Genomic DNA, 14,498 nt, shown 5'->3' with positions numbered 1-14,498 from the left:
GCCGACTGCTCTGGAAAAACGTGCTGTATTCGCGGATTTGGATGTGACTCTGGGGAGAAACTAACCGAGAACTGCTATGCTTCTATACTCCACCGAATTGTGAACAAATGTTCATGCTCTATAGTCCCCGATAGGGCTGATTCGATCATGGTTAGGTAGTCTTCGCCTTGAGTTTGAAGTTTGTTGCGTGCTGCACGGTAAGCATCTTCTTCCGCTTCTGCTTTAGCTTTCCATTTTCGGGCTTCTTTTACGTACTTTAGTCGCCCGGTCATTTCTTGTTCCTTTTCAGCTGCTTTGCGTGCTTTCTTTTCCTTCGCTTGAAAATCTCGCACGCGTGCCATGTATTCAGCACGCAAGTCCTTCAATCGGGAATCCTGTAATGATTCCTGTTCAAAATAGAAGGTAGCTGTGCGGTTCTCGAAATCGGAGTGGAGTGCTTCTTCTTGGTGTGCAAGCCTCTTTTTAATTAACTCGATATGTGCAGAATCGGTGCTGGCCAAAGTATTTAACGGCTTAATCTTTGAGACCGCTAAATCTAGCAATGATCGTACGTCTTCTTCATCTAGTTCTTTTCCCTCATCTGTGAGGCCAGCGGCCAGTAGATACTGTTCCTGATTTGGATTGATACCGGTGTCGAGGGCAAACGTTGCTTCATTCACTACAAGAAGGCCGTTTTTACCGGCCAGGTCTTTCATCGTCGCAGAAACACGTGCGGAATCAGAAAGCGAAAAGAAGAGCTCAGCCAGCGGTGTCTCAGCAGCTTTTGCTGCTCCTATTACCCATTGGCCTAAAGGTGAGTTGTAGCGGTATTGGTAAGCGCCCGAATGTGGTTTGTCTTTGAAATAATACTTACCAGTTTTTACGTTGGCGGTTGGCGGAGTGGTAAGAATAAAGCGCCGACCACTGGTGGCTTGATCAAACTCGGCGTAATCTGCCAACTGGTAACGCGTTACGGCAAGTAGTAGTCGTTCAAAAGCATTGAGCACGGTACCAGTTTGCGCGTCATAGGATTTAAGTTTGTCCTGTACATGCGGATCTAGATTATCGAAAACCCTTGCGCGGGCCTTTTCCATTTCCTGATTAATTTGGTGGGAATACTGTGCTTCTAGTTCATCAAAAGCTCGACTGATTTCTTCTGCGGTCTTGAACTTGTCGAGAATCCGTCCAATTGATTTCTCTACATCCAACCCGTCTTCGATGGATCCAAGTATCTCGTCCGAAGCACCGAAAACGGATGTGAAGAGTTGGAATTTCTCCGTTAGTAACTGCAGGATACGTTTCTCAGCGAGATTCTCTTTGTTGGAAAAATTGACAACGACGACGTTAAATTTCTGTCCGAATCGGTGGACTCGACCGATCCGCTGTTCAACCCGCTGCGGATTCCACGGTAAATCATAATTTACGAGCATCGAGCAAAACTGCAGATTAATACCTTCAGCTGCCGCTTCCGTAGCGATCATTAGTGTGCCGCGGTCGCGGAATTCATCAACCAGAGCTTTACGCCGATCTGCGGCGGGGACTCCAGTTATCAAATCCGAACCTTCGTTTTGTTCGAGCCATTGCTGATAAATATCGTTAGCGTCGCGTGATGTATTCTGCCCATTGAAGAGGATGAGACCGTCCCCGCGACCCGCTTCGCGAAGCATTCGCGCGAGGTACTCCTGAGTTTTCGTGGAATCGGTGAAAATAATAGCCTTCTGCGGAGCGCCGATCTCGGCAAGTTTTGCAAATCCTTGGTCTAACGCGCCGAGCAAGGCTATGGCTTTTTGATTGACAGTGATGCTTCGTGCTAATGATGCATATTCTCGAAGCTCTTCAACTTCGGCGAGGGCTGCCTCCCGTGCTGATGAACTTTCTAAGCCATGCGTACCCACTGCGAGAGTGAAAGCTTCTGCTTCCTCATCTGTTATGTCGGGATCAATCGCTTTCTGTTCAATTTTTCCTGATAAGATTTCGTCCTCTAAACGCGAGGCGATGTTCTCAAGCGTCGAAGCCACTGCGTAGGTAGACGAACCAAGGCGTTTGCGGATAATCAGAGCGGAAAGCTGACGCTGTGATCCTTCGAAAGCCCACAAGTGTTCACGACTGAGGTAATCATTAACGAGACTATATAGCTTCTGTTCGTCTGCGGAAGGTGAAAATTCTAACGTTAACGGTATGCGCTCTGTGAAACGGATGTACTTATTTGCATCCTTCCGTAGTGTTCGCCTGGCAATTAATCGTATACGTTCCGCGAGATCATCATTTCCGTACTCATCGCTTCCGTCTATGTAGCGGGCGCGGAAAGCGTCCAAGGAGCCAAAAAACTTCGGATCGCAGACCGAGACTAATCCGAACAGCTCCTCTAACCTGTTCTGTAATGGTGTCGCGGTTAACAACAGCGCCTTCCGGGCTTGCTCCATGAGTGTCGCAATAGCATTTGCTGTCTTTGTTTTACCTGTCCAAAATGAGCGGAGTCGATGAGCTTCATCTGCCACTACTAAGTCCCATTCGCGGGATAGCTTCAATTCGTGACGCATTGCGAATTCATAGGAACAGATAAGAATTTGCTCGGTAGAGTTTGGCCCTAATAGCTTATTTACATTCGAGCGGTCTACAAGAGCTGCGGAAAGGGCAAATTTTTCACCTAGCTCTTGTTTCCATTGCTGACGCAGAGACGACGGTGCAATGATCAGGATTCTGCGCTTACGTTCTGCCCAATATTGGCAGATTACGATTCCGGCCTCAATTGTTTTTCCGAGTCCAACTTCGTCAGCCAAAATCACGCCGGAGAGAGTGGTGTTCTTCAGTGCGAATAACGCGGCATCAATCTGGTGCGGTTTCGGCTCTACTTGTGCGTCAAATAAGAGGCCGGCCAGTTTTCCCACGTGGTCGGAGGCAAAAGAACGTGCCAATTCATGCGCGTAAAATTTCGCGTGGTATGCACTCATGCCTTCGTGGATGCCTGTCAAAGTAATATCTTCCTCGCTAGTAATCACTGGTAGTCATAGGCCACTGCAGAGCTATACAAGCTTTGGGCAGTTTCTGCCTCGAGAATTGCTTCTTGAACGAATGTTTTCGTTATATCGAGAACTCGGAGTCTGCCGTCATTGAGTACTGCTACCGCTTCGACACGGCGGTAAGCACCAGCATGGTTCCGTACGTATTTAACAAACCCCCGAAGCTTAGGCAAAGCATCTGCAAGATGGTAACCATGCGGATCTACAATGTCGACGGCGACACCCCCGTGGCCGTCATCTGCGAAGAAGATGAAATCGGGCCGCAAAGCCTTCCAACCGTCATCTTCATACGGAATGCACAACGAATCTTGTCCGCCTCGGCTGGGGTTACGATACCAACCTTTGAAGCCACTGCGCGATTTTTCAGTACATAGAACATGTCTCTCCCACTCGTTGAGCTTGAATGGGTACTCACCGTTTTCGTCAGCTAAAAGGTGCATATTGTCGGTGGGCAAGTTCTCTTCGGACCCGTTTTTGAGAAGAACTCTCGTGTCGACTTGAGCTTCCCGGGGTAGCAGTAGTTCTGTGAGCTGCGGAGTGGATGCTTGCGCCTCAAGGTGATCATAAATGGCTTGGTCCGCATCCCTTAAGTTCTTGCGCGCGACACGTGTGGAGTCTAGAAGCTCGCTGGCGATCTTGTTTGCTTCTGCCTCGATGTCCTTAACGATTTCGGGAACAGCTCCAAGAGCCGCAACTCGAACGTGGGCATCAAGCAGCTTATCGTCATCTTCATCGAATGGTACAAGGTGGTCAACGTACGCTGCGCACAATTGCTTGGATAAAGAACGTCCCGCGGATCGGTAGGAATCATTAATTGCTCGGGTGTCGGCCGCCACTGAAAACGCCCTCGAAGATTTCACCTCCGCGGAACCGACTTTGGTGCGGATCTCCTCACCGTTCATTGTTAGTACGTCTTGGCGCGCAGCATCCACCTGTTTTGCATATTGAACAGCACGCCCATCTAGCGCTGCACACAGCTTTGCGTAGGTTTTGGCGACGCAGCCCTCCACCACGCCATCTTTTGCTAATGCTGCGGCTATGGCGGTACAGCGTGGAATTGGTTTAGCTGTGACCTTGGGGATTGTCAGCGATGGGAGTTTCGCGAACGCTTCGAAAACTGCGGGGTCGATATTTGCGTTCGGGTGCAGTAGAACAGGATCGAAGAGCACTCGTTTCCCAGCCCCAACGCCACTTTGAGCGTCACCACCGCTCACCAAGGCTTTCACTACAGCTTCGGCGGTCTTTCGCTCAAAGAAGGGTAGTAGGCAATCGACTGAGTTCAGCAGTTCATTACCGGGAATACGCCGCGCCAGTGGCGTGCGGATCATGCGTCCGAGTAACTGAGTAATATGCGTATGGTCAACTGCGGGCCGGAAACTCACGAGAACTTCAGCGCGCGGACAGTCCCAGCCGGTAGAAATAGCGGTTTTAGCCAAAAGAATACGGATGTTCTTCTGTTCTTGGACGCGCTGAGGTTCCACATAGGGAATAACGAATTGCCCCAGGGGAATATCGGAATGCTCACCAAAGACGTGAGCAAAAGCTGTGGTCGGAAGTTCCGGCCATGCTTCGTAGATAGTGTCCCAAATACGAGTGAATACATCGCGGCCAGACTTGTCGGGGACCTGAACTACCATTAATGGAAGAACAGGTTCTCCGTCATGTTGTTCGCGAGCATATTCGGCCCATTCGTACGTTGATCTACGTAGTTTTTCCACTCCGCGACGCAATAAAACCGTGTCGAAAGTTCCGCTTTCGGAAGGAATTTCAAGAACAATATCGTCCTTCAACAAACCTGATTCTTGGACCAGCTGTGGGTCTACTGTTACGGGCGGTAGCGCAACCCGGCCGCCAGCAGTGCCGATAGCTTTCATAGCAAGATCAAAACGTTCCACGGTAGCGGAAATTCCGAGAACGATTGGAATGGGTTTGTTTTGCCGTTCGCCATTAATGAGTCTTTGCACAATGGAGCTGCGATCTTTCGCAGGCTTTCCCATTCCACGGTGTGCTTCGTCGAGAAACATATACAGTGTGATATCCGGATCGGATAGCGTATTTGACAGCACATCATAAAATGTTTGCTGGTACTCATCAGGAGGCGGTAAAAGCGATGTAAGCGAGTTATCTGCTTCCCAATCGACTCCTCGAACAAGCCTCGAATTCTTTGCAAGTTTATGCGTGTTCAAGAAATAGACGTTTCCGGGGCGTAGCTTTGTCTCGGCGAAATTTGTCTCAACGATCGTCATCCGTGCGCCAAGTTCTGGAGAGGCCGAGTGGATGCGTGCGCGGGACTGCTCGTTCAATGATGGGTCATCTGAGAACCACAACACTACCGCGCCGGGGTCCCGCAAGAAATCCAAGTCTTCGTTGCCGAAAAACAGCGCTTCAATGACGGCAGCTGCCATTACCGTCTTCCCGGAACCGGTAGCTGCTGACAGCGAAAACTGGGAAGTTAATTGGCTCTTTCGGTAAAGGTCATGTGCGGTCTCAAGCTGAGCCAAGACCTGGCGTACTGCAGCAAGTTGGTAGTCCTTTAGGGCGTAGCGCATTTTAGTCCCTTCCCGCGGCAATCTCGAAGTTCTGCAAATACGATTCGTACAGTCTTACGGGTTGTACATCAGGAGGTAACTCTCCAGCGACAAATTGGAACGCTGCATCATCATTAGTGATTACAAAAACTGTCGTAATGTTGGGCCGGTCAGCAGTTGCGAGAAGGAAGATGTCTGCCTGATCCACGTCAGCTAGCACTCCATAAGTATCACTCAAGGCCCAGCCGTCCTCGCAAACGTCATCAAGAATCGGGCCGCGAGCGCCGGCTCTAAGCCATAATATTGGTGCGACTCTCTCGAATGCTCTGTTATGTCGAACTGAGAGCGGAGCCTCATACGTTAGCGTAAAAAATGCGGCGTTTTCCTTGAAACCGTCACTCATTGGGAACCCATCGGTGAATTTGTAGTCACCGTTAATCAGCTCGCCGTTGGGCGTCTTTCCTGTGATAGCTGCCTGAATGCGCGGCTTAGTAATGTAATCACAGATACCCCACTGCTCCCATTCTGGATCACCCGGACGGAATCCATCTTTACGCAGCTTTGCCTGCTCATCAGCAGAAACTTCGTTGTTGGTTACACTAATGCATTGCCGAGAGCCTCCGTCCTGCTTGTTCAACCGCATAACCGCATGAGCAGTTGTGCCCGATCCTGCAAAAAAATCGAGAACTGTGGCGTGGGGCTTATCCTTGACAACTATCCGAAGGGCATCTTCTACTGCGTACAGGGACTTAGGGAATGGGAAGCGCCTCTCAGGCAATAGTTTCAGGATCAGTCGTGACCCATATTCACCCGCGTTATGAGCCTGGCGGTTCCAGACGGTTTTGGGTAGAGTTCCATGCTTAATGTCGCCACTGTATTCAACTTCGACTACACCATTGGAATCACGTCCGGTAACCACGATTTCGCCTCGATCAATGCGTTCGCGCTGGGCGCGTCCAAGATACAGCAGAGTCCACCGGTCGCGCTTGGCATCGTATGCGCCAACTTTCGCAAATCCACCTTCGACTAATTCGCGCAGGCTTTGTGGACTCATACGCCAGACTCGATCATCGTCGTTGGTTCTGCCAATAGGCAGAACTGTGATTAAACCGGGTATGTTCGGGGCATCTGCTCGTGCAGCTGATGGAGGAAGTGGCTCTCCTACTTTAGCTATTCTTCGAGAGATGGGATCAACATATACTGGATAAAAACATCCGGGGGAATGAGATCTGGCAGAGTTCGTGCCCCCCCCCGGAGTAGCCACTCCCAACGTACCTTGCGTTGGGAGAGGCTACTCCGGGAAGCAGCCACTCTATTTTTTTCTTCTTCTGCGTTCCGTGTGAGGAGGGGATCTTCTAATAACGCTGGTCTGCTCTCGCCAAGAAAAACAAAAAAGGCATACTCATCTACCCTAGCTAATTCTGTATCTCTGGCAACACCGTTCGGGTTGATAACAATACTGACCATCTGGATATGCGCTTCGGGGAATGACTGTTCAAGAAGAAGTCCGAGGCGTAAATACTCTTTCTCGTCAATGGTGCAGATAAGAACAGAGTCCGCAGGATTCAACAGTTCGCGGGCGACCAACAGACGCCGCTCCATCATCGCGAGCCATTTGGAATGACGGTAGGCATCATCTGACACCACGTAGTCGTTGTTGTACTTCCAGTCTTTCGCCCCTGTGTTATAGGGAGGGTCGATGTAGATCGCGTCAATTTTATGACGATGCGTGTACGTGAGCATCTGCAGAACATGGTAATTTTCGCCGTTGATTACCGTGTGGTAAGGCTTATCTCCACCACGCTCAACCCGTCCAGTCTCGACGAGCCCAGGGTAAATTTTGTCAGCAAAGCGTGCCACGACCACCAGATCGCATACATCTACCGTTGTTGTTTGCTGTTCAGAGCCCTCCAGCTTAATCAAGAATGCTTGTCGCTGTTTAGCTGCGCCCCGTAATTCTTCGACACGCCACAGCTCGCTACTCTCCTTTTGATTCGATCCCCGAGGGGAAAGGATGCGTACCGTGTCGCCGCGGCGTACTGGTTGCCCAGGAAGATCAACTGCCTCAGGCTGGTGCCTTTCAAATACGAGTCCGAAACTACGCCGATTCATCAGGGCTTGGACCTCGGCTGTGAGATCTTTGCCGAGTTGCGGATTTACCTTGGTGGCCTGGGCCAAAAGGTCGGTTAATCTCGACATGTAGTACCTCCGGGTTCGTCATTATATTTACCGCATAGAACCCAGCGGACTCTATGCGGTAAAGGCAGCTTCCCTAATCGTACTTGTATTTGGCCAAAATAACCGAAGGGTTACAGTGCTTCATTCGGTGGCTCGCAGGAGTTATTGCGCGCCGGATGCCGCTGGGCTAGGTAGGTGCTGAAGAACACGGCGAAGGCGAGGATCCAGAGCCAGGCCAGGGCGGAGTACCAGTTGAGGCCGCCGAAGAGCGTAATGCGGGGCAGTTCGGTCGCGATGATGAACGAAATGCCGAAGAAAGCACCGTAGATGGCATCCAAGACATAGCCCCACGGGCTCCGCACGCCACGCGCCCGGCGCAGCACCGCCGCAGCCTTGGTGAGAAGCGCGCTCGCTGCCAGGTAAACGAGGGTGGAAGTCCAGAACATCCACATCTTCACCTCCGGATCACCGGTGGCCCAGAACAGAAGTATTGCCGCAGCCAACCCGGCAACGACCACGACGAGTAAAGTAGCGCCCTTGCGGTAGCGGTACGCCCTCTCGGCGGATTTTTCACGGTTCTTGGGCCCGTGCATGGAGCCTGGCGGCATTTGTTCAGAATCGGCGGGTGCTTGCGTGGTGTCTGTGGGCTGCTGCTTAGGTTCTTGTGTGACATCCTCGTTCATAGGATAATTATGGCCGATATTCAAGGGTGAAGGGAATGGGCTATGGCAGACGCACCGCAGCATCGGCAGCCGAGCAGGAAAGTCCCCATCGGTAAGATCGCAAGCTTTCTGATTATCCTCCTCGTCGGTTTCGGGTTTGCCCTGTTGGTGGTTTTCCTTGCTGGCCGGCATTCCTTCCCGCTATGGAGCTTCGTCGTCGTACTTATTCTTTTTAGCATCGCCAGTTTCTACATGACGCGCGCGGTGGGGCGGACGCCGCGGCGCTTCGGGTACCTCCTCGACGCCGGCTACGGAATCATTGCCGGGCTGTCCTTCCTGGTGTTTCAGTACGCGTACGAATCGATTCGGTGGCCGTCGTTCCTGCTGGTGGTGTGGATGCTGGTGACCTCGATGGGGTGCAGCGCGTATATCGACAAGCGGCACCCGGCGCCGCGGGTTGGTGCAGAGGATTAGCGCGAGTTGCGAGCGGCGGTGAGTGCCGCAAGGCGTGCCTGAAATTGCGTGATGTGGTCTAAGTGTTGGGTGCATGACCGGCTCGCGGGCGATAGTGGTATGCACTGGGCAGGTTTCGACCTATTATGCGCAATAGGGTGCCCATAGTGGGGTGCTTCGCCAATCGGATGGCGCTCCTATGTCAGATATAGAGCATCCGGGAATCCCGGTCGGGAATTCGGTCAGGACCCGGGCGATGGCTCGAATCTCCTCAACGAAGCCTTTGCACTCCAGCAGGTAAACCGCAATGCTAAGACTTGTGAAAAGCTTTTCTGGCCGACCTAGGCATGACTTGAGTTTGCCGCAAGAATTGCGGAGATTTGTTGCAGGTGTGACGGCCATTTTGCGATTCCATAGCCTGGCGTGGTGGGCGCAGATATTACGCAGGCTGTTCATAACTCTTAGCCATGACCCCAGTGTGTCCACTCGGGTGGAATATAGATTCGCCACCTGCACTTGTAGTTTGAAAGGCGCGAGTAGGTAAAGGCTAATGAGGGAACCGAATTGCAGAATCTCAGTGATGACCCAAATCGGCATTTGGCCGTTGTATGCGTCTTGGTGGTGCTTGACAAATGCCTCACGGGATCTTTTTTGCGTCTCGGCTAAGGTGACTGCAAAATTGCGAGCTTTGTTACGATCGCGGTCATTATTCTGGATTTCGAGGATATGCATATGTAGGTAGGGATCTGTTTCACCGAAGACGTGACCGACATCGACCCGTAACGCAATTTCAAATTTGCAAAGTGCCTGCCAGACAGCTGACCGTAACTTTTCGTCAAATTCGTAAAGTTCAATAACGTGGTGCATCTTCGCGCCCGGAACGAAAAGATCCGAGCGGCGGTGTGTTAGTGCGTGGTTCTGATTTGCAAATTGGCGCAGCGGATACCAATAACCTGAGAGTCGGTAATAGCCGACTGATCGTAAGTATTGTGCGTATTCCGCAGCGTCACTTAGGCCCCGGCTGGTGAGTATCTCAATCTGCTGGTGGAAAGTGGTCCAGGGCTTCGGAGTAGTTGCCATCGCGCCTCGCTGGGCCTCGGTATGTGAAGCCCGGCCCTGACCCACTCTGTAAAGAAAGTGGGCGGGCCGGTTCTGGTATCTAAAATCTACCAGAACCGGAGGGGATGTCAAGACCTGGATTCAAATTGTGAAGACCGGCCCTGACCTACTCTGCAAAGCGGGTAGGCGGGCCGGTACTGGTGAATAAACTCTAGCAATGCCGCGGCAAAGGCTCAAGGCCGCGGACGAAGCTCAAGAGCGCGGCTGCTGCTCAAGACTTACTTCGCCCGGAAAGCGTAGTAGACGGGCTTGGGATCAGCGGCGGAATAGTCGGTGCCGACGAAGCCGTAGCCAGGCACGGCATCGGTTATGGTGGCGGGCACTGACCAGACCGGGGCGTCGCCCTGGTTCCAGTCGAAAGCAAAGGTGGCATCACGGGAATCCTCGCGGTAACCCGTCAGCACGATCCCGTTACCGAGCGCCACAAAATCCAAGCTAGCGCTCGCGAGCGGAATCTCGCGCAGCTGACCCGCCGCCACTACCGTGGTGGTAGATCCGGTCAAGCTAGAAAGATACGCCACCCCGCCCGGCACGCAGGCGGAGATCGCTACCTGATACCGCGCGGCAGAACCCGCTGGCTGCTGCCCTAGCAGCTTCTCCAGATCCTCCCGCAGCTGCGCGTTAGTTGCTTGCGGAGCCGGGCAGCTAGCCTCCCGCACCGACACTTCTCCAGGCAACGGTGCCCCGGTGCTCACCTTCCCCTCCAGCGTGATAGCCAGATTGGCCTCCGGGATGAACCAGCCATCCGCGGTTGGCATGACCGAGGCGCTTTCCACATCCTCGGCCTTCACCGAACCAGAACCGCGCGTGCGGCCTCCGGAATCGAAAACAGTCCAGTTGACCGTGGTGCCCTCCCGATCAAAAAGCAGCAGCTCCCCGCTCGGCGCCACGTGAAAATTCCCGAGCGAGGCAGGGACGGTCAGCTCGGCCAACACCGCCCCATCCGTGGGGGAGAGCCAGGAGAAACGTTCCTCGCGAATATCAGCCCGGGAGAGTAGCACCCCGGGCGCGAAGCCCTGCGCGTCCTCTCCGCTTTCCCAGATCACGGCACCATCCGCTGCGGCGCGCAGGGTGGCGGGTACGTCCGAAATATATGAGCTGGCGTAAGGATTCCCCCAGGAATTCGGTTTGCACCACATATTCGCGGTCTCACCAGCCGGGGCGCATGCGAGCTCCCCGGGCAAGCTATAGCGCAGCTGCCCGGTTTCCGTGTCATAAAAGCTCGTGGAATTAGCCTTGGTGTTGTAGCCGCCGAAAACGTGCCCGGCGGGGATAACGAAAGGCCGATCCGGGAAGGCAAGAATGTGTGATTCGGTGCGCACCGCCTGCGTATCTGCAATATTCTGCGGGACGGGTGCGTAAGTAGCCAGCGGCTGCGCGCCAGCCTCCGGGACGGCAGCGCTCGCGGCGCCCCCGGCATCGCCGGAATCTGCGCCGCCAGAATCTTCAGCACTCTGCGCGTTGCCCACCTCGGCCGGCGGGTCGCTCACCTCATCTTCCATATCGGCAAGGAAAAACCCGGCCGGGAAGCACACGAAAACAATGATGAGCCACCAGAAGAGGCCGTGGTCCTTCTTTTTCTTCGGCTCCTCGGGCGGCGGCGCGGTATTGACCCGCGCGGCACCGTGGGCTCCGGTTGTGCCGCCGGCCCGCGTTGCGCCGTAGGCTCCGGTTGTGCCGCCGGCCCGCGTTGCGCCGTAGGATCCGGTTGTGCCGCCGGCCTGCTGCGTACCAGCGCTTGCGGGATAGGGGACCGGCGGGACGGTGGGCAGCAGTTGCGCCGAACTTGCGTAAGCCTGGCGCATCGCCCGCTCGTCGCGCGGATGCGGTTTCGTGCGGGAGCCTTGGCGAGTGCGCGAGCGCTCTTTGCTCCGCGAACCCACGCCACTCCGCGAACCTTCCTTCGCCCGCGCCACCACCGGCCGGCGCTCGCTTTCCGGTTCCGAGAAAGCCGAGCCGGCACCGGCGCGCGGCGGGCTTTCCGAAAACGCCGAACGGTGCGCGCGGGTTTGCCATTCGGCCAGGTCCTGGGCGCGTTTACGTTGGCGGCGGCGTTTGAACCAGCCGCGTGCGCCGTCGTCGTCGCTAAAAGCTGAACCACGCATGGACTCACGCTCCTAAAAGATCCGCGGCGCCCGCGAGCACCGTCCCCACGTCCCCCTCCACGCGCAGATCGGCGCAACGATCCGCGGTGGTCGGGCCGATATTAATAATTGCGCACGCCGCGCCGTGCTGGAGCGCCTCGCCCAGCACCCACGAACCGGTTAGCACCGCGAGCGACGTGCCCACCACCAGTGCCACATCCGCCTCGCGCGCCCACGCGAAAGACTGCTCCATCGCATCGCGCGGCAGCGCCTCGCCGAAAAATATCACCGCGGGTTTGAGTAGACCGCCGCAGCGCGGGCACGGCGCCACCCGGAACGTGGAGGCCTCCGCCCCGGCGCGGTCCGCGGAAGCCAAAATCGCCACGTGAGCCGGATCGGGATCCTCGGGCCAGCCCGGGTTGAGCGCGTCGAGCTGCGCGGCAATCTCCGCGCGCGGAAACTCCGCCCCGCACTCCACGCACACGACCCGCAAAAAATTCCCGTGCAGTTCCGCGAGCTTGGTGGAACCGGCTTTCTGGTGGAGATTATCCACATTTTGAGTAGCGACACCATTAATAAGGCCCGCTTTTTCGAAACGTGCCAGTGCCGTGTGGGCATGATTGGCGACGACGCCGCTCAGCGCGCGCCACGTTTCCTGATTACGTTGCCATACCCAGCGCTGCCATACCGGGTCGGAAACGAAGGCGTCGTAATCAATGGAGGGGGTATCGGAGGAGCCGGTGCCGCGGTAATCGGGAATGCCGGACGCCGTGGAGACGCCCGCTCCCGCAATAACTACGGTGGTGCGCCCGGCCATGAGCTCGGCTAGTTCGCGAGCGGCCTCGGTGGTGTCGTTGGTGATCATGGTGACTCCCTCGTGCTGGCTCCGGTGGTTCGGGCGGTGCGGCGGCCGGTGCGGATCGGTCCCATGCGGGCGCGCGTGCGTGCACCGGGCCGGCATGCCGCTTCCTCGCTCATCGTATCCCGAATGCGCGGCGGGGTGAATCTTTCGCCTCAGGGCAAAGGTCCGGCCACGGCGGGGCCAAACGTGGGATAATAAAACCTGTTTGAGGAACCCTCAAAGAGTGCCGGTCGCGGCACTCGCACGGAGCCTTCGCCACATCGCGGTGGTTCGCGTGCTCACACAGAAAACCTCTCGGACAGATGGTTCGAGGAACGCCGAATAAAGGAGATCTCAGTGGCTGTTGCAACCCGCGAACAGTACGACGAAATGCTCAACCGCGCCAAGGCGAATAAGTTCGCCTACCCGGCCATCAATGTCACCTCGTCCCAGACGGCCACCGCTGCCCTGCGCGGTTTCGCGGAAGCCGAATCGGATGGCATCATCCAGGTGTCCGTGGGCGGCGCCGAATACCTCTCCGGCTCCACCGTCAAGGACCGCGTGGCTGGTTCCATCGCCCTGGTGGAGTACGTGCGCGCCGTCGCCAAGAACTACGATGTGACCATCGCGCTGCACACCGATCACTGCGCCAAGCAGAACATCGATTCCTGGATCCGCCCGCTTATGGAGCTCGAAGCTGAGCAGCACAAGGCCGGCAAGCAGACCTACTTCAACTCCCATATGTGGGACGGCTCGGCCGTGCCGCTGGATGAGAACCTGGAAATCGCCAAGGAACTGCTGGCGCTCTCCCAGAAGGCCAACACCATTCTCGAAATTGAGATCGGCGTTGTGGGTGGCGAAGAAGATGGCGTCGTTGGCGAAATCAACGAGAAGCTGTACACCACCGCTGAGGACGGCCTCAAGACGGTTGAAGCGCTGGGCCTGGGCGAAAACGGCCGCTACATCACCGCGCTGACCTTCGGGAACGTGCACGGCGTGTACAAGCCCGGTCACGTCAAGCTGCGCCCCGAAATCCTCGGTGAGATCCAGAAGGAAGTCGGCGCCAAGGTTGGCAAGGAATCGCCCTTCGACCTGGTCATGCACGGCGGCTCCGGCTCCACCGCCGAAGAAATCCGCACCGCGGTGGAAAACGGCGTCATCAAGATGAACGTGGACACGGACACCCAGTACGCCTACACCCGCCCGGTGGCCGACTGGATGATGACCAACTACTCCGGCGTTCTCAAGATCGACGGCGAAGTGGGCAACAAGAAGCAGTACGACCCGCGCTCGTGGGGCAAGGCCGCCGAAGCTGGCATGGCCGCCCGCGTTGTCGAAGCGTGCGAGCGCCTCGGCTCCACCGGCACCCGCATGAAGTAAGGGCGGTGCCCGCGGAGCGGGCGCGCCGCGCTTAGCTTTCGCAAGTGCGCGAGCGCATGGCGCTTGCGGGCCGCTCGCGAAGCGGGTGTGCTGGTGCGCCGTTCGCGGTTCGGCACGTTCTGCGTAACAAGGGGCCGGTAGCTCATTTTGGGCTGCCGGCCCTTTGTGCTGCTTTGGCACTGCGCCGCGGGGCTGGTGGCCAGCCACGACCCGGAGCCGATCTGGCATCTGGCGGCCCGGGCCAGTCCAGCCCG

General features: G+C 55.7%; 10 protein-coding genes. 2 read left to right on the top strand and 8 right to left on the bottom strand.

The features are described from left to right. Nucleotides 1–74 precede the first annotated feature (74 nt). The 5 genes from ACRQEC_RS07770 to ACRQEC_RS07750 form a co-directional block, all read right to left on the bottom strand. Complete coding sequence (locus ACRQEC_RS07770; RefSeq protein ID WP_284890425.1) at nt 75–2,978, bottom strand: SNF2-related protein; 2,904 nt, start codon at nt 2,976–2,978, stop codon at nt 75–77. After that, nucleotides 2,975–5,548 (bottom strand): DEAD/DEAH box helicase, encoded by a 2,574-nt coding sequence (locus ACRQEC_RS07765; RefSeq protein ID WP_284890424.1) that lies wholly within the window; start codon nt 5,546–5,548, stop codon nt 2,975–2,977. Before ACRQEC_RS07765 ends, ACRQEC_RS07770 begins: the two co-directional genes overlap by 4 nt. Nucleotide 5,549: 1 nt before the next feature. Next, the gene (locus ACRQEC_RS07760; protein WP_284890423.1) at nt 5,550–6,581 is read right to left on the bottom strand and encodes a DNA methyltransferase; all 1,032 of its coding nucleotides are present in this window, start codon (nt 6,579–6,581) and stop codon (nt 5,550–5,552) included. Nucleotides 6,582–6,697: 116 nt separating this feature from the next. Beyond that, a complete protein-coding gene (locus ACRQEC_RS07755) occupies nt 6,698–7,726 on the bottom strand; it encodes a DNA methyltransferase (RefSeq protein ID WP_435730295.1) in 1,029 nt (342 codons plus the stop codon). 110 nt (nt 7,727–7,836) lie between these two features. Further along, nucleotides 7,837–8,388, bottom strand: coding sequence for a hypothetical protein (locus ACRQEC_RS07750; RefSeq protein ID WP_284890421.1), 552 nt, complete (start codon nt 8,386–8,388; stop codon nt 7,837–7,839). A gap of 42 nt (nt 8,389–8,430) precedes the next feature. On the opposite strand from ACRQEC_RS07750, the gene ACRQEC_RS07745 reads away from it, so the two are divergent. Then, a complete protein-coding gene (locus tag ACRQEC_RS07745) occupies nt 8,431–8,841 on the top strand; it encodes a hypothetical protein (RefSeq protein WP_284890420.1) in 411 nt (136 codons plus the stop codon). A 123-nt stretch (nt 8,842–8,964) separates the two neighbouring features. Here the strand turns inward: ACRQEC_RS07745 and ACRQEC_RS07740 are convergent, their stop codons facing one another. The 3 genes from ACRQEC_RS07740 to ACRQEC_RS07730 all read right to left on the bottom strand — a co-directional run bounded on the left by ACRQEC_RS07740 (nt 8,965) and on the right by ACRQEC_RS07730 (nt 12,888). After that, complete coding sequence (locus tag ACRQEC_RS07740) at nt 8,965–9,900, bottom strand: Abi family protein (RefSeq protein ID WP_284890418.1); 936 nt, start codon at nt 9,898–9,900, stop codon at nt 8,965–8,967. 257 nt (nt 9,901–10,157) lie between these two features. Then, nucleotides 10,158–12,044 (bottom strand): hypothetical protein, encoded by a 1,887-nt coding sequence (locus tag ACRQEC_RS07735; RefSeq protein WP_284890417.1) that lies wholly within the window; start codon nt 12,042–12,044, stop codon nt 10,158–10,160. A gap of 4 nt (nt 12,045–12,048) precedes the next feature. Then, nucleotides 12,049–12,888, bottom strand: a complete 840-nt coding sequence (locus tag ACRQEC_RS07730) for a Sir2 family NAD-dependent protein deacetylase (protein WP_284890416.1) — start codon at nt 12,886–12,888, stop codon at nt 12,049–12,051. A gap of 327 nt (nt 12,889–13,215) precedes the next feature. Here ACRQEC_RS07730 and fbaA point away from each other — a divergent pair, with 327 nt between their 5' ends. Beyond that, the gene (gene fbaA / locus ACRQEC_RS07725; RefSeq protein ID WP_284890454.1) at nt 13,216–14,244 is read left to right on the top strand and encodes a class II fructose-bisphosphate aldolase; all 1,029 of its coding nucleotides are present in this window, start codon (nt 13,216–13,218) and stop codon (nt 14,242–14,244) included. Nucleotides 14,245–14,498 lie beyond the last annotated feature (254 nt).

It is taken from the genome of Actinotignum saccati (assembly GCF_051265055.1).
Lineage (GTDB): Bacteria > Actinomycetota > Actinomycetes > Actinomycetales > Actinomycetaceae > Actinotignum.
The sequence above is the reverse complement of the archived record's forward strand: the minus strand, read 5'-3'. Positions and strand labels throughout refer to the sequence as shown.